The organism is Thioclava dalianensis (assembly GCF_000715505.1).
Lineage (GTDB): Bacteria > Pseudomonadota > Alphaproteobacteria > Rhodobacterales > Rhodobacteraceae > Thioclava > Thioclava dalianensis.
In genome coordinates this window covers 13,304-30,518 of sequence record NZ_JHEH01000032.1, presented here as the reverse complement: position 1 = coordinate 30,518, position 17,215 = coordinate 13,304, and the positions used below count along the sequence as shown (strand labels likewise).

At 56.8% G+C, this 17,215-nt stretch carries 20 protein-coding genes; 7 read left to right on the top strand and 13 right to left on the bottom strand.

Features of this window, described 5'->3' with window-relative positions; translation table 11 throughout:
- Positions 1–943 (top strand): abortive infection family protein (locus DL1_RS17175; RefSeq protein WP_248642598.1); only part of this gene is annotated, 943 nt, incomplete at its 5' end.
- Positions 944–949: 6 nt separating this feature from the next.
- Here DL1_RS17175 and DL1_RS21320 read toward each other — a convergent pair.
- The 4 genes from DL1_RS21320 to DL1_RS17160 form a co-directional block, all read right to left on the bottom strand.
- Entirely contained in the window at positions 950–1,429 is a 480-nt protein-coding gene (locus DL1_RS21320; protein WP_074855006.1) for a hypothetical protein, read from the bottom strand.
- Between the two features lie 27 nt (positions 1,430–1,456).
- Complete coding sequence (locus DL1_RS17170) at positions 1,457–4,645, bottom strand: Eco57I restriction-modification methylase domain-containing protein (RefSeq protein WP_038068563.1); 3,189 nt, start codon at positions 4,643–4,645, stop codon at positions 1,457–1,459.
- Positions 4,646–4,747: 102 nt separating this feature from the next.
- A complete protein-coding gene (gene brnA, locus DL1_RS17165) occupies positions 4,748–4,963 on the bottom strand; it encodes a type II toxin-antitoxin system BrnA family antitoxin (RefSeq protein ID WP_038068561.1) in 216 nt (71 codons plus the stop codon).
- Entirely contained in the window at positions 4,950–5,213 is a 264-nt protein-coding gene (locus tag DL1_RS17160) for a BrnT family toxin (protein ID WP_038068559.1), read from the bottom strand. Before DL1_RS17160 ends, brnA begins: the two co-directional genes overlap by 14 nt.
- A gap of 150 nt (positions 5,214–5,363) precedes the next feature.
- Here DL1_RS17160 and DL1_RS17155 point away from each other — a divergent pair, with 150 nt between their 5' ends.
- Positions 5,364–6,107, top strand: coding sequence for a hypothetical protein (locus tag DL1_RS17155; protein WP_038068556.1), 744 nt, complete (start codon positions 5,364–5,366; stop codon positions 6,105–6,107).
- Between the two features lie 556 nt (positions 6,108–6,663).
- Here the strand turns inward: DL1_RS17155 and DL1_RS17145 are convergent.
- The 3 genes from DL1_RS17145 to DL1_RS17135 all read right to left on the bottom strand — a co-directional run bounded on the left by DL1_RS17145 (position 6,664) and on the right by DL1_RS17135 (position 8,190).
- A complete protein-coding gene (locus DL1_RS17145; RefSeq protein WP_038068551.1) occupies positions 6,664–6,924 on the bottom strand; it encodes a WGR domain-containing protein in 261 nt (86 codons plus the stop codon).
- Between the two features lie 5 nt (positions 6,925–6,929).
- Entirely contained in the window at positions 6,930–7,559 is a 630-nt protein-coding gene (locus tag DL1_RS17140; protein ID WP_051693644.1) for a tyrosine-type recombinase/integrase, read from the bottom strand.
- A 280-nt stretch (positions 7,560–7,839) separates the two neighbouring features.
- Entirely contained in the window at positions 7,840–8,190 is a 351-nt protein-coding gene (locus tag DL1_RS17135; protein WP_014132722.1) for an ArsR/SmtB family transcription factor, read from the bottom strand.
- Positions 8,191–8,253: 63 nt separating this feature from the next.
- On the opposite strand from DL1_RS17135, the gene DL1_RS17130 reads away from it, so the two are divergent.
- Positions 8,254–9,105 (top strand): cation diffusion facilitator family transporter, encoded by an 852-nt coding sequence (locus DL1_RS17130; RefSeq protein WP_038068544.1) that lies wholly within the window; start codon positions 8,254–8,256, stop codon positions 9,103–9,105.
- 196 nt (positions 9,106–9,301) lie between these two features.
- Here DL1_RS17130 and DL1_RS17125 read toward each other — a convergent pair whose 3' ends face one another.
- Positions 9,302–9,829, bottom strand: coding sequence for a cysteine--tRNA ligase (locus DL1_RS17125; protein ID WP_177195351.1), 528 nt, complete (start codon positions 9,827–9,829; stop codon positions 9,302–9,304).
- Positions 9,810–10,901 (bottom strand): AAA family ATPase, encoded by a 1,092-nt coding sequence (locus DL1_RS17120; RefSeq protein WP_245739660.1) that lies wholly within the window; start codon positions 10,899–10,901, stop codon positions 9,810–9,812. The genes DL1_RS17125 and DL1_RS17120 overlap by 20 nt, the downstream gene beginning before the upstream one ends.
- A 164-nt stretch (positions 10,902–11,065) precedes the next feature.
- Here DL1_RS17120 and DL1_RS17115 point away from each other — a divergent pair, with 164 nt between their 5' ends.
- The 4 genes from DL1_RS17115 to DL1_RS17100 all read left to right on the top strand — a co-directional run bounded on the left by DL1_RS17115 (position 11,066) and on the right by DL1_RS17100 (position 12,771).
- On the top strand, positions 11,066–11,317 hold the full coding sequence (locus tag DL1_RS17115) for a type II toxin-antitoxin system Phd/YefM family antitoxin (protein ID WP_036743750.1): 252 nt from the start codon (positions 11,066–11,068) through the stop codon (positions 11,315–11,317).
- A complete protein-coding gene (locus tag DL1_RS17110; protein ID WP_038068535.1) occupies positions 11,314–11,580 on the top strand; it encodes a Txe/YoeB family addiction module toxin in 267 nt (88 codons plus the stop codon). Before DL1_RS17115 ends, DL1_RS17110 begins: the two co-directional genes overlap by 4 nt.
- A gap of 151 nt (positions 11,581–11,731) precedes the next feature.
- The gene (locus DL1_RS17105; protein ID WP_037275336.1) at positions 11,732–12,460 is read left to right on the top strand and encodes a ParA family protein; all 729 of its coding nucleotides are present in this window, start codon (positions 11,732–11,734) and stop codon (positions 12,458–12,460) included.
- A complete protein-coding gene (locus DL1_RS17100) occupies positions 12,457–12,771 on the top strand; it encodes a hypothetical protein (protein ID WP_038068533.1) in 315 nt (104 codons plus the stop codon). Before DL1_RS17105 ends, DL1_RS17100 begins: the two co-directional genes overlap by 4 nt.
- Here DL1_RS17100 and DL1_RS17095 read toward each other — a convergent pair.
- The 4 genes from DL1_RS17095 to DL1_RS17080 form a co-directional block, all read right to left on the bottom strand.
- A complete protein-coding gene (locus DL1_RS17095) occupies positions 12,768–13,832 on the bottom strand; it encodes a replication initiator protein A (RefSeq protein ID WP_038068532.1) in 1,065 nt (354 codons plus the stop codon). The two genes, DL1_RS17100 and DL1_RS17095, sit on opposite strands and share 4 nt — an antisense overlap.
- 338 nt (positions 13,833–14,170) lie before the next feature.
- Positions 14,171–14,719 carry a hypothetical protein gene (locus tag DL1_RS17090; RefSeq protein ID WP_038068531.1) on the bottom strand — a complete coding sequence of 183 codons (549 nt, stop codon included), beginning with the start codon at positions 14,717–14,719 and terminating at the stop codon, positions 14,171–14,173.
- An 18-nt stretch (positions 14,720–14,737) separates the two neighbouring features.
- On the bottom strand, positions 14,738–16,411 hold the full coding sequence (locus DL1_RS17085; RefSeq protein ID WP_038068530.1) for a type IV secretory system conjugative DNA transfer family protein: 1,674 nt from the start codon (positions 16,409–16,411) through the stop codon (positions 14,738–14,740).
- Complete coding sequence (locus DL1_RS17080) at positions 16,411–16,698, bottom strand: hypothetical protein (protein ID WP_038068529.1); 288 nt, start codon at positions 16,696–16,698, stop codon at positions 16,411–16,413. Before DL1_RS17080 ends, DL1_RS17085 begins: the two co-directional genes overlap by 1 nt.
- Positions 16,699–17,215 lie beyond the last annotated feature (517 nt).

The window sequence follows — 17,215 nt, the reverse complement described above, 5'->3', positions numbered from 1 at the left end:
ACTATTCTGCCCCCTCCGGCATCAGACCCCACAGAGGTCTGTCGCCCGGACGACGCAGGCAGCTTCTACGCGCGGAATCTGGTGGATGACGGAAGACAGTCTCGATTGTTGTCGTTTGGTGCAGTATTTGCACGGCATGATAGGCAGCAAAACATATGAAAAGCTGATTCCTCGCCAAGAACGCGAGGCACTGGAGCAGGCGCTTGGAATGGATTCGGGATATGTCTTGGATTTCAGCGACCGCACCTTCAATGACTTCTTTTATGAAACGATTGCTATCGACCCGGAAGACCAGTCGCGGCTCTTTAACGGTCGTGGAACCTCAAAGGCAAAGAGACTGCGTTCGTTTATTGAACGTGCCCAACCGGCGCTTGTGGCGAAGATATTGCGCGAAATGTGGGAATATCGGGAGGCACTAGAGTTTGCGCCATCTGTGCCGAACGAAGAAAAGCTGAAGGAGTCCTATTTTTCTATCATTGCCCGGATCGAGGGGCGTGCGGACGCCATTGACACATCTGCAATTGAGACGTTCGAGCCGAATGAAACGCTGGAAGAGCTTGTCGCTTCAATACGCCGCGATCTGGACGCGAACAAGCCACAGGCAGCTCTGGACCGCCTTCACACATATTGCATGAAGCGCTTTGCGTCTCTTGTCCGCAAACATGGTGGCGGAGAGTGCGGCAAGGACGATGCGCTTCACGCACGGGTGGCTAAATACGTAAAGATTCTGCGCGAGCAGCAGAACCTGAATCCGATTTCAGAACGTATTGTGAAAAGCTCCATCAGTGTTTTTGAAGCGATGAATCCGGTCCGCAACGACCAGTCGTTCGCGCACGACAATCCCGACTTGGTTCAGATGGAAGAAGCTCGTTTCGTGTTTGACAGCGTGACCGCGTTCCTGCGCTTTTCCAAATCTATCGACGGAAGGTTCTTCGAGGATTGATGCGGATCAGGTGCGACGTGTCATAAGGCGGATCGCGGCTTCCTGCGGTCCCCATCGAAACGAGAACGTGTCTGACACATCAAACCAGCCGTTGCCGTCACTTGCCCCGTGATTTGCGCCCATGCACGAACACTGACAGTCATGCCCAGCTGCTTTGCGACAGGCCGGTGCGCACTTCTCCATTTCTCGAAATGGCTGAACGACATAGACTCGACCATAGCGATCCAACGCCCCATCTACGAAGCGGTTGAGCCAGCTCAGGGGAAGTTTCCAGGATTTTTCCATATGTGCAAAGCGGATTGTTGGCCTGCGGTTGCCCGTCGCCAAGCCCGTGAGCCATTGGCGATTGTCAGCGCGATACGGCAGACGGGCCGTCAGCTTGTCGCCTTTCAGGCCGGAGCGAACGATTATCGGTATATCAGGCTGCGCCCACTGGCGGCGGATCGAGGGAGGAATGTTTGATGTGTCCAAGAGTGCGCCTTCCATAATAAATATTGGTTTGCAAACACATGGCTAACCTACGCTTTCCAGCAGCGCGATTTCGTCTTCGGTCAGGTCGAACAGGTCATAGACGATGCTGTCGATCTGGGCTTCGGCTTGGGCGATTTCGGCGGTCAGGCGGGCGATCTCGGCGCGGTCGCGGTTGATCCAGTCTTCCCAGTCGGAGCGATCGGCCAGCGGGATGTCGGCCTTGAACACCTTCTTCACCTCGGCGCGGAAGGCGGCGAAGTCGGGCAGGGTCCACCATTCCTTGAGCTTGTTGGTCAGCTTGGGTTCGCGTCCAGGCGGGCAGAGGTCTGGTAGGCGACGCGTGAGAGCGGTTTGTAGCGCTAGGCGTTTCTGGGCCGCTGTCTGGCAACTGTTGGTTAGGCCCTCAAGGTCGGCTTGCTGCTCAGCTGAAATTTTTGGTATCACTGCTTGCTCGACAAACTGGGAGTGCATTTGATGGAAACCACCACGAACAGGAACACTGTTTCCAGTGATCGTGAACCAGGCCACCTTGGAGTTCAGGAAAGCTGCGAGCCACGCGTCGTCTGAACCGATAAAGTAGCATTTGTTGTTCGTAAAATGCCCGTCTTCCAACTGGAACTGTGGCACATTACAAAACTCAGGGTAGAGCACCTTTGCGCCCTCAAAGTAAGGCAAGTAGGCCTCCTGCGCCTGTTGGAGCTCGAACCATTCCTGCTTGGTAGCCCGCTTTTCCAGCTGATCCTTGAATGGCAGTAGCCAATCTCGGATGGCCGGATAATCATCAATGTCGATCCGGTTCTTGGGGATGTAAATCAGCCACAGACCGCGCGGTTCGGCCCGCCAGCGTTTCAGGTCCTTACCTTCGAGGAAGGGTTTCAGCAGATCGGCAGACTTTGGGTCCTGTGCGCAGATACGTTCCTTGGTCGCGTTGTTGATCACAAAGGCCGCGTTCAGGCCGGTCTTGATGCCGTAGAGCGGTGATCCATAGACTTCCTTTAGGGTCTTCCTACCCTTCTTGATCTTGTTCCGCAGAGCGCGAAGGGCGGGGTTTTCCAGTTCCCACGATCCTGCCCCCAAGGCGGCTTGCGGATAAGGGCCGGCGGCAGCTTCCCAGGTGGCGAGGAAGTTATTGTCTGGCAGAGCATCTACTTTCCAGAAGCGCAGCTCGTGCCCCTTGGGCGCGGTCCCACACTTCATGGTCAGGATAGCCGGATAGGTGGTCACGCCTTCGAAGACTTGCAGGTCGCCAAAATCGACTACGCTTTCGATGGTTGCCTCTTTCAGAAGGTATTCGCGCAAGGGCTTGCCCGATCCGGTCTTGAAGAAGGTGTTCGAGGAAATATAGCCCAAGCGCCCGCCCGGTTTCAGCAGGCGCAGGCCACGCTCGTAGAAATAGCAGTAGAGATCGGCCCGATCGGAAACTACCTCATAGCGCTTTTCCAGATAGGGTTTCAGCAACTTCAGGAATTCCATCCGCACATAGGGCGGGTTGCCCAAGACCACGTCGAAGCCCCCTTCGGCAAAGACACTGGGGAAGGCTGTTTCCCAGGTGAAGGCATGATCGAGATAGGCGAAGTTGCTGTCCTCGATCAGGCTGTCACCGACGCGGATGCTGCCCGACAGGCTGTCCAACACCTTGCCGCGCCGAGCGGTCTTGATCCAGAGCGACAGCTTGGTGATCTCGATGCTTTCCTCGTTCACGTCCACGCCGAAGAGGTTGTCGGTCAGAATTTCGCTGTCTGGGACATAGTCGAGCAGATCGCCAAAATGCTCGGCCTTGGGCAGCAGGTCTTTGATCTTGTCGTTCACGCGGGTCAGTTCGGCCTTCATGAAGTCGAAGGCCATGATCAGGAACACACCGGAGCCACAGGCGGGATCAACAATGCGCAAGGATTTCAGGCGATCGCGATAGGCTTGCCAGGCTTCCAGCTCGGCTGACTTTTTCCGCCAGGGGATGTTTTCGTAGTCGGTGACGTCCGCGCCCTTCTTGGCGTGAGCGCGCAAGGTGTCCTCAAAAATTTCCCGCAGATGCGTGCCCAGGGTTTCGGCCACGATGAAGCGCGCGATGTAATCAGGGGTGTAGACCACCCCGTCACGCTTGCGCCGCCCGCTTGTGCCAGTGGTTTTCTCGGGCTCTTCCTCTTCACCGCGGGCGATCGCTTGCAGGCGTTCCACATCCGCGATGGACTGTTCAAAGATATGGCCGAGGACCGTGACCGAGACTTCGGAGGCGAAGTCATACTCGCCCAGAGTTTTAAACCCTTCGCAGATGTCATCGGGTATGTTGAGCCCGTTGATCACCGTATCTTCACGGAACAGGCCACCGTTGTAGCGCGGAATTTTCAGCTCGTTGTTGCCCACGTCGATGGCACGGAACAGGCCTTTGAAATTATCCCAGACGGGGCGAGGGTTGTAAGGGTCACGCGCGACGAAGGCGTTTTCCAGCGTGTTGTCTGGCAGAAGGCCGGTGTCTTCGGCAAAGGCGATGAACAGCACCCGATCGAGGATCTTCTGCGCGAGGGCGATTGCATCGAGGGACGCGATCGCGGCATCGGCCTTTTGGACAGCGCTCAGGAGCTTTAGGCGCAGGTCCTTGTAGTCCTGATACAGGCTATCGGTGATGTCCTTGTCTTCGCGGCGGCTTTCTTTCAGCAGATCAGCCGTGCGGCCAGACAGCAGGTTTTCCGCTGACAGGAGCAGCATGAAGCGCGCGTATTCTTCCGGGTCTGTCAGCTGGTCGAGGCGGAATTCCTCATAGGCCGAGGTGCCTTCCCCGAAGCCGTAGAAGCGCAGCTCGATCATGTTCGAGACCAGCACCCATTTCACGCCGCGCGCGTTCATGGCGTATTCCCACGCCTGTTGAACGGGGCTCTTGTTCCGGCCCGGCATGATTGCGTCGAGATCGCGGGTATCCGCGCCCTTCAGCTCGAATGGTGCCACGATGTCAGGCGTCTTGCCGCCAAAGCGGCCAAGAGCCAGATCGACGCTCCCGCGCAGAATATTTTGTTCGGTTGAGACGTTGTAATCTGCTCCGCCAGCCGGGCCGTGGTAGCCGAGAACACCTTCAACGATCTTGGAAGCGAACTGCCCATGCAGGGCGGTTTCCTTCAGGCGTTCAATCCGGCCCGAGCTGATCAACTCCGCCCAGGCTTCCAGCGCAGCTAGATGGTCTGACGGGATCGGATCGGCTTTGATGTGGCGCTTCAGGGTCTTACGGTTAAACAAATTCATGAATTAAAAGTCTTTCTTGCCGCCATCGGTCGGCTTTATGATGCTGTTTTTTTGTGGATGGCGACAAGCCTTGGCTTTCTTCGTACCTGGTCGCAACGGCCCTCATTCGAGGCGTTCTGCGATCCACATCTTGATCAGTGCCTGACGGGTGATGCCGAGCTTCTGGGCCTGCCGGTCCAGGCCTGCGACGACCCAGGTCGGGAAATCCACGTTCACCCGCTTGGCCTCGACATTGAGGCGGCGCGCCTTTGTCCAATCGACATGGGCGGACATGTCTTCGCACGCGTCGAAGCGTTCGTCGAATTCAGTCGCCTTCATAGTGGTCAATCTCCTGCTTGCGAGCGCGGCGCACGGAGATGATCCGCACCCGGTCGCTCCGGTATGTGTAGACAGCCGTCCAGTGTCTGGCCCCGATCATGCCAACCGCCAGAAAGCGTGGCTCATCCGAGACATTGGCGGGGGCCTCGATCAGATAAGGATCATCCCAGAGAGCCTGGGCCTCATCAAAGTCGATACCGTGCTTTTCGCGGTTCGCGGCGCTTTTGTCGGGGTCGTACTCGAACTTCATGAGCGCAACATAAGGTGAAAAAGGTATAATTACTATACTTTTCAGCCAAGCGTAGTAGTGAGATTTTTCAGCTAACAAGCAGCAGCGCCTGCAACATGGCTGGGCGCAGCCATGTTGCAGGCGCGGTGAAACAGTGCTCTGACTATCGGCATGGAAGCTATCGAAAGGCTCTTACAGCTACCCTATCAAACCCTGGCAATATTGGTTGCCGGGTATCTTTCTTATCGCCTAGCGTACACGGGCCGCGATAGTACGCACCAGACATTGGACACGTTAGCAATTGCTCTCGTCTTTGCCTTCATATCGCAAGCTGCATCTGCTCTTCTACTGGCTATCTATCTGGCGTGGGGTCCCACATCCAGCGATGCTGTCGCACTGCCCCTGTGGGCCGGATATGCTGCCAGTGTTGGGGGCATAGTGGCGGCACTCGTTGTCGCCGCCATCTGGCGTCGAGTGAGCGTCAACAGCCTTCCAGAAATTCTGCGTGGCGCAGGAATATCGTCGTCAGACAGAAATACCGCCGCATGGGAAACTGTTATCAATCGAGAAGATTCCGGACCGTCGCAGATCACTGTTGTAAAAAAAGACGGGACGACACTGCAATGCGAGCGTCTTGACGACTTCAAGAAAGCGCCCTTCGGCCCAATGATACTCGGGCAAGATGGCTCTATCGCACTCTATGTTACTGACTACCGAGACAAAGAATCCGGTGAGTGGGAAAAAGTTGATCCCGAGCATGGTGACTGGGGGCCGGAAATAACGATAATTCCTGCCGGAGAAATCTCAGAAGTGCGCATTAGGCACGCCCCCTCACTTCTTCGGCGGTGGCGACGAGGACGGGGCACTGGGAAGGGGTCTAGCGTTGTCGGGGATGAAGACCCGTCCGCTGACTGATACCGGCGTCTGATTATTGGATGATTGCACTTATTTACCTCTTCGGGGGTGGCGGCGCGACGGGTGCGCTCGGGCTAGGCCGCGTATTCGTTTCGGGGATCGAGCGCGGAATGCTTGACGGACGTGGTGAAGGTGGGGGCGCGGGCTCTCTAGCCATGTGTTTCACCTTTTTGGTTTGGGCGGTGGTGGTGTCCCAGGGGCAGCAGCAATGGGCTGCTGTGATCCTTGGACCTTAACCCCGACCGTTGCATTTCGCGGGGGCAGTTTGACGGGGGGCTTTGGCGGAGGTTTAGGGGTCTTAGCCACTTCGCCTACCTCTTTGGCTTTGGCGGTGGCGGCGCGACTGGCGCACTTGCCATGGGCTGTTGCGAGTTTATCGAAACGTTCTCACTGCTGTGCGGCCTTGTTGCCATGGTTGGCGCAGGCTTCGTTTCTCTGCTGCTGCTATCATTTTCACCGCTCATGCTTTGCCTCTCAATGTTGTTGATCTAAACTAGAACATACTGGCAACCCTCTTGTAAATCCAGCTGAACGGTTGAGATGTGGCCGCGTGAATTCAACCGGTCAGATCAAACATCGCGAGCTGCTGAGGCTCTACCCAATAGCCCCGCTGACGCTTGGAGGCTTCTAATGTGATCAGTGCCGCGACGGCCTGATTTTCATCCGCGAACCAATCCATCCGAACCTGACCGCCCTGCCCTATGCGGCCCCATTCGCGGTACAGTGTCCATTCGCCGAACAGGTTCGGCATGACCGCCATCCGGTAGAACCGGGCCATTTTCTGCGCAGGCTGGCGTTTCTCAAGATAGGTCTGCATGGCTGTCACAGGTGATACTTACGAGCGATTTCGAGGGCTTCGGCCTGTTCGGTGCCGATGTACTCTTTGGTGCTTTCAATGCTGGCATGCCCGAGCAGCAGCTGAGCCGCGCGCAAGTTGCCAGTCTGCTGGTAGATATGGGTCGGGAAGGTCCGGCGCAGCGAATGCAGTCCGTAAAGGCTGGAATCGAGGTGGGCCTTTTCCAGCCATGAGCGGAACAACCGCCAGAGCTGGCTTTCGCTGAGGTGGGTCTTGGACCACCTTGCCCCCTGCCCTGTGAAGAGCCAGCCGTGCAGCGGCTTTTCAGATGCGGCAAGCCAGGCGCGCAGGCTGTCGCGCGTGTTTGAGGATAGCCGCGCCTGCACCGGACGTGCATTGCGGGTCTCGGTTTTTTTCTGGCGGATTTCGACGATCTCGCGCACCCCTGCCGGGGTGGCCACATCCGAAACCCGCAGGCGCACCAGGTCAGACCCCCGGAAGCTCGTATCGAGAGCGACGTTGAACAGCGCCAGATCGCGAAGCGCTTTCTCCTGGCGCAGGATCAGCCGGATCAGTGCCACCTGGTCAGGCGTGAGAGGTGGTTTTTTGCCCACGACACGGCCTTTGTTCCAAGTGGTCTGGGCAGCAGTTTTCACAGGCAAATCCTTGCGAGGTTACAAGGATATAATACGCATAAAGCTTGCATGAAGGAAGCAGCATATTGCGATGTATGCCGCTTTTACCTTGCTTTATTGAGTTTTCAGCTTTGGCATTCATGCGAGCTTTTAGAATAAAGCTCGCATGAGGCGAAAGCCGACGTTCGCTGCGTGAGGCACCAAAGGCCGGTGTGCGGACAAAGCGCCATTTTGCTGCGGCTGCGCAAATGGCTGCTTTAGGCCTGGCGCACCAATAGGACATTGCAGCAGGACACGTAGGTTAATCCGTATAGCTTCGGCAGGCATCGACCCCTACGGCTGTCGAGGCAAGTAGTTGATCTGCGTCGCGGATGAGATCAGCGATCCGCCTGTCCGCAAGGCGATACCGGACGAACCGACCTTCGTTCCTGCGACTGACCAGACCGCAATCCAAAAGGCAGCGCAGATGGTTCGAGACATTGGGCTGACCAAGCCCTGTTTGGGTAACGATTTCCTGCACGCTGCGTTCGTCCGACAGTAGCGCATCGAGGATCGCAAGACGGCTGGGGTCGCCGAGACCCCGGAAGAGCTTTGCCCGCGGCTCAAGGGTGTCAGCTGCCGAAAGATCGTCTTGAATGTTTTGCAATGTCATATCATTATCCACTGATACGTTAGCGGCGACTTCTTTCGCACGCTACCTTCAAGAGGATCGCATATGAGCCGAGCAGATAACACCACGTTGCCTACAACGTCTTTGCCGATCCGGATGCGGGTGCATGGCATGGACTGCGCCAAGGATGCCGCCGAGATCGAACGGGCCGCTCGGTCTGCGGGCGTGGCTGAAGGCGATGTGAAGGTGTCTGCCGCAACCCATGTCATGACATTGCGGATCGCCGAAGACGACTTGCCGAAAGTGCGTCCAGCACTGGACGCAACCGGCTATGGCTTTGAGCTGATCAAGAGCGGGGATACATCGTCCGATCCGGCTTACAAAGACCCGAGCTATCGCCGCGCGCTCTGGATCGTGGTCCTGCTCAATCTCGGCTACGGGGTGATCGAGATGTTCGGCGGGTTCCTGTCCGGATCGCAAGCTTTGAAAGCAGATGCCCTGGATTTTTTGGGCGACGGCGCAATCACCTTTCTGGGCCTGCTCGCTATCGGTTGGAGTCTGACATGGCGGGCGCGGTCGGCGATGATCCAGGGCGTGTTCTTGGGATTTCTGGGGCTTGGCGTTGTCGGCAGCACAATCTGGCGTGTCCTGAATCAGACGACACCAGAGGCCGGGTTAATGGGAGCCTTCGCCGTGGGCGCGCTGATCGTAAACATTCTTGCGGTGCTGCCGCTGCTAAAACACCGCAAGGGCGACGCCAACATGCGGGCCGTATGGCTGTTCTCCCGGAACGACGCCATCGGCAACCTCGCCGTGGTGATCGCTGCCGGACTGGTCGCCTGGCTCGGCAGTGCCTGGCCTGACCTCATCGTTGCTTTCGCCATCGCAGGGCTGTTCCTGCATTCGTCATGGATGATCATCCGGGATGCGCGGAGTGATCTGTCAGAAACCGAGTGATCTGGCGGAAAAGCTGACGTGCGAACCGGAAACCGACATTCGCCACTGCGCAGCGAGTCCGGAACTTTGGGCTCGAACCGGAATTTCGCTGCGCTCTCCATGAACGTCCGCTCTCACCCTCATGCGAGCTTTTAAAGTAAAGCTCGCATGCTGCCTCATATGCTACTTTCGTTGGTGAGATGCCTAAGTATATTACTTAAATGCTGGTGACCCGGCCGAGCTGGGCTGGGAAATCTGTTCGGTCAAAGACCACCGGATGTAGGTCTGCGAACCGCAAGTTCTGTTTCAATTTCAAGCGAACATTCGCGGGATTGAAAGCTTGGGGAAATAGTCTGCTAGGGTTTTTAGTCTGCTCGAGATGTAGGGCGACGTGAAGTTTCCTCTTGCCAAGGGCCGTCCGCGAAGTCCGTCGCTCATCATCATCAACTCCGATAAATTTTGTGCTCACGAGACCGGCCATCGTATCGCGGACTTTGATGGCAATCTCGTCCCAAAGCGAGATTGTCTTGTCCCGCCGGTGATGGCGATAATCCTTAACTTCGATAAGCCAGATCACGTTGCCCTTGCCTACAACAAAATCTACGGCCTTCGCTCCGCCACAAGCAGATGAAAAAACATTTCGATGATGGCGCCATCCATCATACTGCTCGGCAAAGTCAACGTCTTTAAATTCGAAACGAAGATGCCCTTCGTCAAGCGTGACATCAGCCATTTTCTTGAGCATCCAAGTATCGTTCGGATTGCTGCAGTTCTTCGTCAAGAAGTACAAGCGTTTCTAGCGCATCGATCGTGTCGGCTTGCTCCAGGTGTGAAACCTCTTCATCGCCAGAAGCGGCCAGTGCAAAATAACGGGAATTCGGTTTCTTCCTGCCATCGGTAAGAATGGAGATTTCACGCAGCAGAAACACAGAGTGTGTCGCGATGAAGACCTGAATACCTTGATCGGCCAATCCGACAATCACTTGAGCTAGGACACGGATCAGCTTGGGATTGAGGTTGGTCTCTGGTTCGTCCCAAAACAGATATCCTTGTTCGAGAAGGATACCAGTGCTAATTAGCCGAGCGAGCATTGCGAACTTGCGTAGGCCCTCAGCAACGAGGGCGGCTTCCATCTTGCCGCCATTCACCTTCAGGAAGAAACGCCCATTTGCGTCAACCTCCACCTTGCCGCCCATCGCGGCTTCGATAGGGGAGAGGAATTCGCGGACCTTTGTCTCTCGGGGGCCCCGAAGACTGGGGGCCCCGAGCAGCATGACAGTATCGCGCCAGCTTTTCTCGAAAGGCACATTGTAGGAGTCAAAGAGCGGAACAAACCACGGGCAGAGGGTGATGAGCTCGCGTGTCGGAATAAAAACGGGTGATTTGTTCAAGCTAATATGCGGAAGGTCGGAGATTTCCACCTGGGACCTAGAATTGGTCGCAAAGCCGAAGCTGGTATTCAGGCGCTTATCCTCGAATTTAATAGAGATTTCGGCACGGTTACGGCCTTGCTGTCGTTTCACTAGTCGTCCGAGGCTGTCAGGACGCATATTGCCTGACAACTCATCTGCGATCCGCTTTTCAAGCTGGCTTTTGCCAAACCTTTCTAACTGTGTACCATCAACAGAAATACCATCAGGAGTTAAGGATTTCAGGATCGAGTAAAGCGCTTTCAGTACATGGGATTTTCCGAGTCCATTTTCGCCAACAATGACATTGAGGCCGGAAGAGAACTGCCATTCCGCGCTTGGCACGCTGGTTAAATTCGTAAACGAGGCTCTTTTTAGCATCAGGACTGCTTTCAATGCATGTTGCACGGTATTCTGAACAGACCGATCCAGTCTGTGCAAGCAGCATATGGGAGCAAGCCTTTGCGAGGCGAAGAGCTACCCGCGCTGTGAGGAGGCTTGTCTTTGTATCGTACAGCCCCTTTACTTGTACTAAATATTGTACATATAAAGGGAAGCAAAGGAGATTCGACATGGATGTTATGACCTACTCAGACGCACGAGCTCAACTAAAGGGCGTCATGGATCGAGCGATCCACGACAAGCAGGAAGTTGTCGTGACGCGCAAGAAGGGCGAGTCCGTTGTGGTAGTGTCCTTGGACACTTGGAACGCCGTCAACGAGACGTTGCACCTCTTGTCCACACCGAAAAACGCATCCCGCTTGCGCGCGTCGATCGCGCAACTCGATGCTGGAACTGGCGAAGAGCGTGAGCTGACCGAGTGAAGCTGATTTTTTCCGATCAGGCCTGGGAAGACTATCAATACTGGGTCAACACCAACGACAAGGTACGCGACCGGATCAACGAGCTGATCAAGCAGTGCAAGCGGACCCCCTTCAAAGGAACCGGCAAGCCGGAACCTTTGAAGGGGGATTTGACTGGCTGGTGGTCCCGGCGAATTTCTCAGGAAGATCGAATGGTCTACCGGGTCAGTGGAGCTGGCGATCGCCAAAGCCTAGAGATTGCGCAACTGCGGTTCCATTACTGAAAACCCGTAGGGTTGAACGACCTAGATGTGACGAGGTCGAACGTCTCAAAGCACCCTCGAATTTAACTCTAACTATGTCATTAAAGTTAACTCTATAATTAATGTTAGCGCCATAGTTGACGTTAGAGTTAAACGCAGGCAATCTACCGCCATGTATGTAATCACCTTCGCAAACCCGAAAGGCGGCTCGGGGAAAACTACGTCCGCCATGCTCTTGGCTGAACAGATCGCTATTTCTGGCGGTCGCGTTGCGATTCTCGATCTGGACCCAAACGCCAACATCCTTGCATGGGCCCAGACGCGCGAAGCCGAGGGTAGAGACGTTCCTTTCACGGTTCATGCGCGACCGCAGGCCGAAGAGACGGTCGAGCTCATCGACAGCCTATCTGACGAGGCTGACTATCTCATTATCGACCTTGAAGGGTCGAAGGATCAGATCGTCACTTTCGCGCTATCGCGGACAGATTTGTGCATCATCCCGCTCGATGGCTCGCCTATGGAAGCCCGGCAAGCCGCGCAAGCGGTTCGCTTGGTACAAACCACAGCAAACATGATCCGCGCGCAAATCAACTACGCCCTCTTGTTCACTCGCACCAACGCCGCGTTCCAGACCACGGATGAGCGCGACGTGCGGCAAGAAATGGAGCTCAACAACATCCCGACGCTACCCGTTCGGATCGCCAAGCGCGCGCCTTACACCCGCATCTTCCGGGACGGTGTGCTCTTGTCAGAGCTGCCTGACATCGTGACGCAAGAAATGCAGGGCAAAACCGCGTCTGTATCCGACAAGGCCATGAAGCAGGTGACCGGAGCCATCGAGAATGCCCGCGACTACGCACAAACCGTCATTGCAACCCTTACCAAGGAGCAAGTGACATGAGCGGGAAATACGGCTTCTCAGGTGGGATCGACCTGCCCAAGACAACACCAGCACCCAAGCCTCGGCCAAAGGTCGATGGCAGCTCATTAAGCGAGGCCGTCAGGGCCGGTGCCGATCTTGGCTTCGTCAACAGGGAGCCAACGACGCGCCTTAAACCTGGCCCCAAACGCAAAGAGCCGCAGGACAAAGTTTCGATACCAGGCCCGAAGCGCGTGGTGGATGATTTCCGGGCTTTTTGTTCAACGCGCAATCTTACCCTTTGGCAGGGCTTGGAGTTGTTGCTTGAAGAACAGAAGGGTAGAAGCGGCTAAGGGTTGCCGCGTTTCTCAAAGATTTTCCGGCAGAACCCTAAGAATGCCCTGTCCGGGTTGGCCGGTGCATCGAGACCACCGTCGGCCATCCATTCGCGCCATTCTTGCTCTAGCGTATAGATATCCCATCCCGGCGCAACCTTACGGGCTTCCTGATAAACGTCGGGGCTCAAACGGATCGCCCCGGATGGAGCCGCCAGAGCTTGCGGCTTTTCCGCGTGACGGTTTAGAAATACGACCATGTTTTCGTCTAACCGGACTGAATAATCCGGCATGTGATTGTACGCCTCATCTTGAGCGACAATGTTGCCAACCAGCCGCTTAAACTCGCGAGAGGTCGAAGCCGATCCGCACTTGTCTTGCAAAGCAGAAAGACTGATTTTCCACTCTTTCTTCGAGCCACAGTGCTTGCGGGCGATCTCATAGATGCGACGCTCTAATGGCTTACGCAGCCGGAAATAGTTCCGGTGAAGGGTAAGCACTTCGTGTGCTTGGATCGCGTTGAACACCCAATCCGAGAGTTGCACTTCGATTTCCTGCATCCGGCCATCACGGGTTTCACGTACGATACGAGCGCGGTCGATGATGCTGAAAATATCCAATTGCTCGACATCGCCGGTCACGATGTTCGTCTCAATCTGTGTACCTTGCAGCCGGGCGAGGGCGCTTCGAAGGCCGCTATATCCACGCCCATCTGATGGCCGGTTCGTTGCTTTCAGGAGGTCGAACGCCTTCAGGCGAACGATTTTTGAAACCTTCTGACCTTTGTTGATAGCTGCCATAATTTGACTGATGCAGTAGATCAGCACATCGCGATCGTGGATCGTTGCCAGACCATCGGACGAAGGTTTCACTTCGAGATAGTTTCGCCCCGTCCCATCTTCGTATCGCCGCACTCGGTGATCTGGTTTTGTAGAAAGCGAGAAAATCGGATGCGCCATCGAAGCCATGTCACCCTTGGGTGCGGCATCAAAGATATCGCATACAAAAAAGTCGCCTTGTTCCTGCCGATCTGGCAGCAAGGGAGAGCGGTCGCCGTCTTTCGTGATTTCACACACCATGACCTATGTTTCGTGATTTCACACACACGGTCAAGCCCTTTCGTGATTTCACACACAGGCGTAGAGCTTTCGTGTCTTTACACACATTCTTTCGTGTCTTTACACACGCTTTATCGTGACTCTACACACAGACCACTTCTAAAAGCCTAATGAATTCATAGGACTATGAACACTTATCCACAGCGTAACACATTATATAACACATATTTAACACTACAAAATTACTCCGCATTTCACATGCAAGTTCCAAGCTAAATAGTATGGACAAACACATCTAGAGAGCATGGAGCACCACGCAATTTCACACAGAAACCCGATCAACTGACGATTCTAACTGCTCACCGCTGATAGAACACGCAGGCATCGACACCCGTAGTTGTCGTGGTCCAGGAAGCCCCGAGGACAGCGCATGTGGAAGCGTTGCTGGCCAAGAAACGAGGAAGCGTCACCGTCAGCACTAGGGCCACAACGAATGCACCCAGACCAAACCAGGGCAGGCGGCTTTTGAGCCGATCCGCTTTCCGTTCCCGTTCGAACACCGCTCGATAGGCTGTGGACCTGTCATCTTCCGATTTGGCCAAGGCCCCGATGGTCTTGTCCGTCTGGACGCCAAGGCGTCTGACAATCTCGGTCATCGCGTCAGCGGTTGCGCCCAGGTGGCTGTCGAAGGTCTGGCCCAGAAGATCCCCGTATTTTTTCGGATTGGTTTGGTCCCGTGCGGCGAAGGCTGCGATCCGCGCTTCTGTCGCGATCTTTATCTGCTTGTCCGCCACGGCGGTCAGATCGTCGATCCTGTCGGACATGCTGGCGACAGCCGTGGCCATGAGATCGAGCGTTTCGCGCAGATCATCGTCGGAGAGGGCAGGGAGGTCGGGTTGGTCTGGCATCGGGAGGCGTCCTTCGGATTACTGGTCCTGCGGGACAAACAGCCCCTTGAACTCGGGATCGGCGTAGTAGCGCAGCTTTTGCGCCACGGCGGTGGCTTGCCCCTGCACGCGCAGGAGCTGGTTTTCCGGGCGGAGCTGCATGATTTCATCGGGGGTCAGCAGATCGCGGCCGGTGAGGTTGTTGCTGAAGCTGGGGCCGTCACCGGGCTTGAAGCTGTCGGTCTGGAACCCGGCAGTTTCCTGGCCGATCATCTGGCTCAGCCACTTCGCGGTTTCAAAATCATTCACCCCGAAGACCTGTTGCACCCCGGCATTGGCAATGAAGGTGCCCGCGCGTTCGCCGTAGAGGTCCTTGAGTTGGCTCATGTCCTGCAGGATCGGCCAGAGCTGGAGGCCATATCCTGCCATCAGTCCCATGGCACGCTCTACGGCCTCCAGACGGCCCAGGGCGGCAAACTCGTCCAGCAGGAACAGCGTGGGCGTTTTGAGGCGCTGTGTGCCCCCCTGAGCGCTTGCAGGGCCGCTCAGGGGTCTCACGGACGCCTCAGCGTCCCGTGCAATGTCCTGAAGGGCCTGAGAGACCAGAAGACGCAGCCAGCGGCTGTAGGCATCCATCCGGTTCGGTGGCAGCACCAGAAACACCGAAGCGATCCGCTGGCGCAGATCGGAGAAGTGGAAATCCGACCGCGACAGGACTTTGGCAATGCGCGGGCTGTCCAGAAAGTGCGTGTGGCGCTGTGCGTTGGATAGCACCGAGGCGGCTTCGCGATCCGCCTTGCCAAGGAAGCGGTTGGCGGCGCGGGCGATTAGCCCGCCCGCCGCATCGCTGTCCTGCATCAGCTCCAGCAGCGCGCGCAGCTTTTCCGGGGGCAGGGTGAGATATTCCCGGACAGTGGCAAGCGTCCGGCGGTCGCTATCCTCGTGGCAGACGCAGAACATGATCAGCCCGCCGAGGATGGCCTTGGCCTCCTCGTTCCAATGTGCTTCCGTGACCTGTCCCGGCGGGTCCATGACCAGCGCCTCTGTCAGGGAGGCGGCATCCTCACCCAGATCGAGGCTGTCGGGTGTCAGCCGGTCGAGCGGATTGTAGGCGGCAGACGGCATCCCGGAGACTTCGAAGGGATCGAGAATATGGACCGTTCCGAACCGCAGCCGGGCTCCCCCGGCGATCCGGGCGTTCTCGCCTTTGGGGTCAATGACCAGGACCGAGCGTTCCGCCGCCAGCAGGTTCGGGATCACGGTGCCGACGCCTTTTCCGGCCCGTGTCGGGGCGAGGGTGATCAGATGGGCCGGACCGTCATAGCGCAGCAGCCGTCCGGTGTGCGGGTTGCGCCCGATCAGAAGGCCGTCTTCGCGCTGGAGCTTCTTCAGCTCCTTGCGGTTGGCGAAGCGGGCCGAGCCATGGCTGTCGCCGGTCAGCCCGAAGAAGGCGTCTGCGCCAGAGGCCATGCGCCAGTACTGGAATCCAAAGATAGCACCGACAAAAATGAGCGGGCCGAAGACCAGCCACTGCCATGCGTTTGCGCCGGGTGGCTGGTCAAAGAAGGCAAAGATGAATGGCGTGGCGACAAGTGCCCCGATTATCGCGCCGAACAGGACAGCGCCGATCATCCAGCCCAACAGGATGGGCATGAAGATCAATCGACCGAAGAACCGGAACAGCCCTCCGAAGACAAGCATCACGTCCCGCATCAGGACGGCGTATCCGGATCAGAGCCGGACGGGGCAGGGGAGGGAACTCCCCAGTCCGCGAAAGCCTTGCGGTCCTGTTCGCGGGGGAGGTTGCGGATCAGCCGGTCGAGCATGGCGGCAGCTCCGGAATCCCGTTCCGCCAGATCAAGGAGCGCCCCGCCCAGGATCACCTTGCGCCGTGTATCCAGCTTGCGCTGTCTGGTGGCTTCCCGGTTCTTCAGTGCCTGAAGCCGGGCCTTGGCCTGGGCGTAGCGTTTCTCGGCCCGTTCAAGTTCGGTGTCTGCCAATGCGCGTCTCCATCTTCGAAAAGAGCAGGTGGACAGGTTGGTCTTGTCAGATCGAGCGATAGCGCTTACCCGTAGGCCTGTAAAGGACAAGGGCGCACTTATGCAAACTCTTCACCTACGGTTCCGAGATTTGCGTGCGATCTCCTTGAGGCAAGGCCTCAGCCGATGGCGAACACCGTCCGCCGCGACGCGCGCCGGAATGGGAGCGGCCTTCGCCCTCCCAAACCCTCCAGAACCAACCTCAGCGGTTGGATCGCGCCCCGCAAGGTCGCGCCAGCGTCTCGCCCGATGCCCCACGGTGGGGGCCGGTCTGTCGCTGGCGTCTCCCTTGCGGGTGGCGTGGATCGTCGGACCTGCCGGTGCTGATCCACGCCGAGTTTGCCCTCGGCAAACCGCCAGTGATCTGTCTCCATATCCCGCCCCCCATGAGGCTGGGGATCTGGGGGCAGATCATTGGCAAGCCCGCGCGTCGGAGAGCCGTTGGCTCGCCTCAAGCGGGCTGTCTTTTCCCATCAGA

Excerpts from the sequence above, each read along its gene's own strand:
- DL1_RS17130 (WP_038068544.1), top strand. The coding sequence starts at position 8,254 with ATGAGCCGAGCAGATAACACCACGTTGCCTACAACGTCTTTGCCGATC.
- DL1_RS17115 (WP_036743750.1), top strand. The coding sequence starts at position 11,066 with ATGGATGTTATGACCTACTCAGACGCACGAGCTCAACTAAAGGGCGTC.
- DL1_RS17125 (WP_177195351.1), bottom strand. The coding sequence starts at position 9,829 with ATGCTCAAGAAAATGGCTGATGTCACGCTTGACGAAGGGCATCTTCGT.
- DL1_RS17170 (WP_038068563.1), bottom strand. The coding sequence starts at position 4,645 with ATGAATTTGTTTAACCGTAAGACCCTGAAGCGCCACATCAAAGCCGAT.
- DL1_RS17105 (WP_037275336.1), top strand. The coding sequence starts at position 11,732 with ATGTATGTAATCACCTTCGCAAACCCGAAAGGCGGCTCGGGGAAAACT.
- DL1_RS17160 (WP_038068559.1), bottom strand. The coding sequence starts at position 5,213 with ATGAAGTTCGAGTACGACCCCGACAAAAGCGCCGCGAACCGCGAAAAG.
- DL1_RS21320 (WP_074855006.1), bottom strand. The coding sequence starts at position 1,429 with ATGGAAGGCGCACTCTTGGACACATCAAACATTCCTCCCTCGATCCGC.
- brnA (WP_038068561.1), bottom strand. The coding sequence starts at position 4,963 with ATGAAGGCGACTGAATTCGACGAACGCTTCGACGCGTGCGAAGACATG.
- DL1_RS17090 (WP_038068531.1), bottom strand. The coding sequence starts at position 14,719 with ATGCCAGACCAACCCGACCTCCCTGCCCTCTCCGACGATGATCTGCGC.
- DL1_RS17155 (WP_038068556.1), top strand. The coding sequence starts at position 5,364 with ATGGAAGCTATCGAAAGGCTCTTACAGCTACCCTATCAAACCCTGGCA.
- DL1_RS17095 (WP_038068532.1), bottom strand. The coding sequence starts at position 13,832 with ATGGTGTGTGAAATCACGAAAGACGGCGACCGCTCTCCCTTGCTGCCA.
- DL1_RS17100 (WP_038068533.1), top strand. The coding sequence starts at position 12,457 with ATGAGCGGGAAATACGGCTTCTCAGGTGGGATCGACCTGCCCAAGACA.
- DL1_RS17145 (WP_038068551.1), bottom strand. The coding sequence starts at position 6,924 with ATGCAGACCTATCTTGAGAAACGCCAGCCTGCGCAGAAAATGGCCCGG.
- DL1_RS17085 (WP_038068530.1), bottom strand. The coding sequence starts at position 16,411 with ATGCGGGACGTGATGCTTGTCTTCGGAGGGCTGTTCCGGTTCTTCGGT.
- DL1_RS17135 (WP_014132722.1), bottom strand. The coding sequence starts at position 8,190 with ATGACATTGCAAAACATTCAAGACGATCTTTCGGCAGCTGACACCCTT.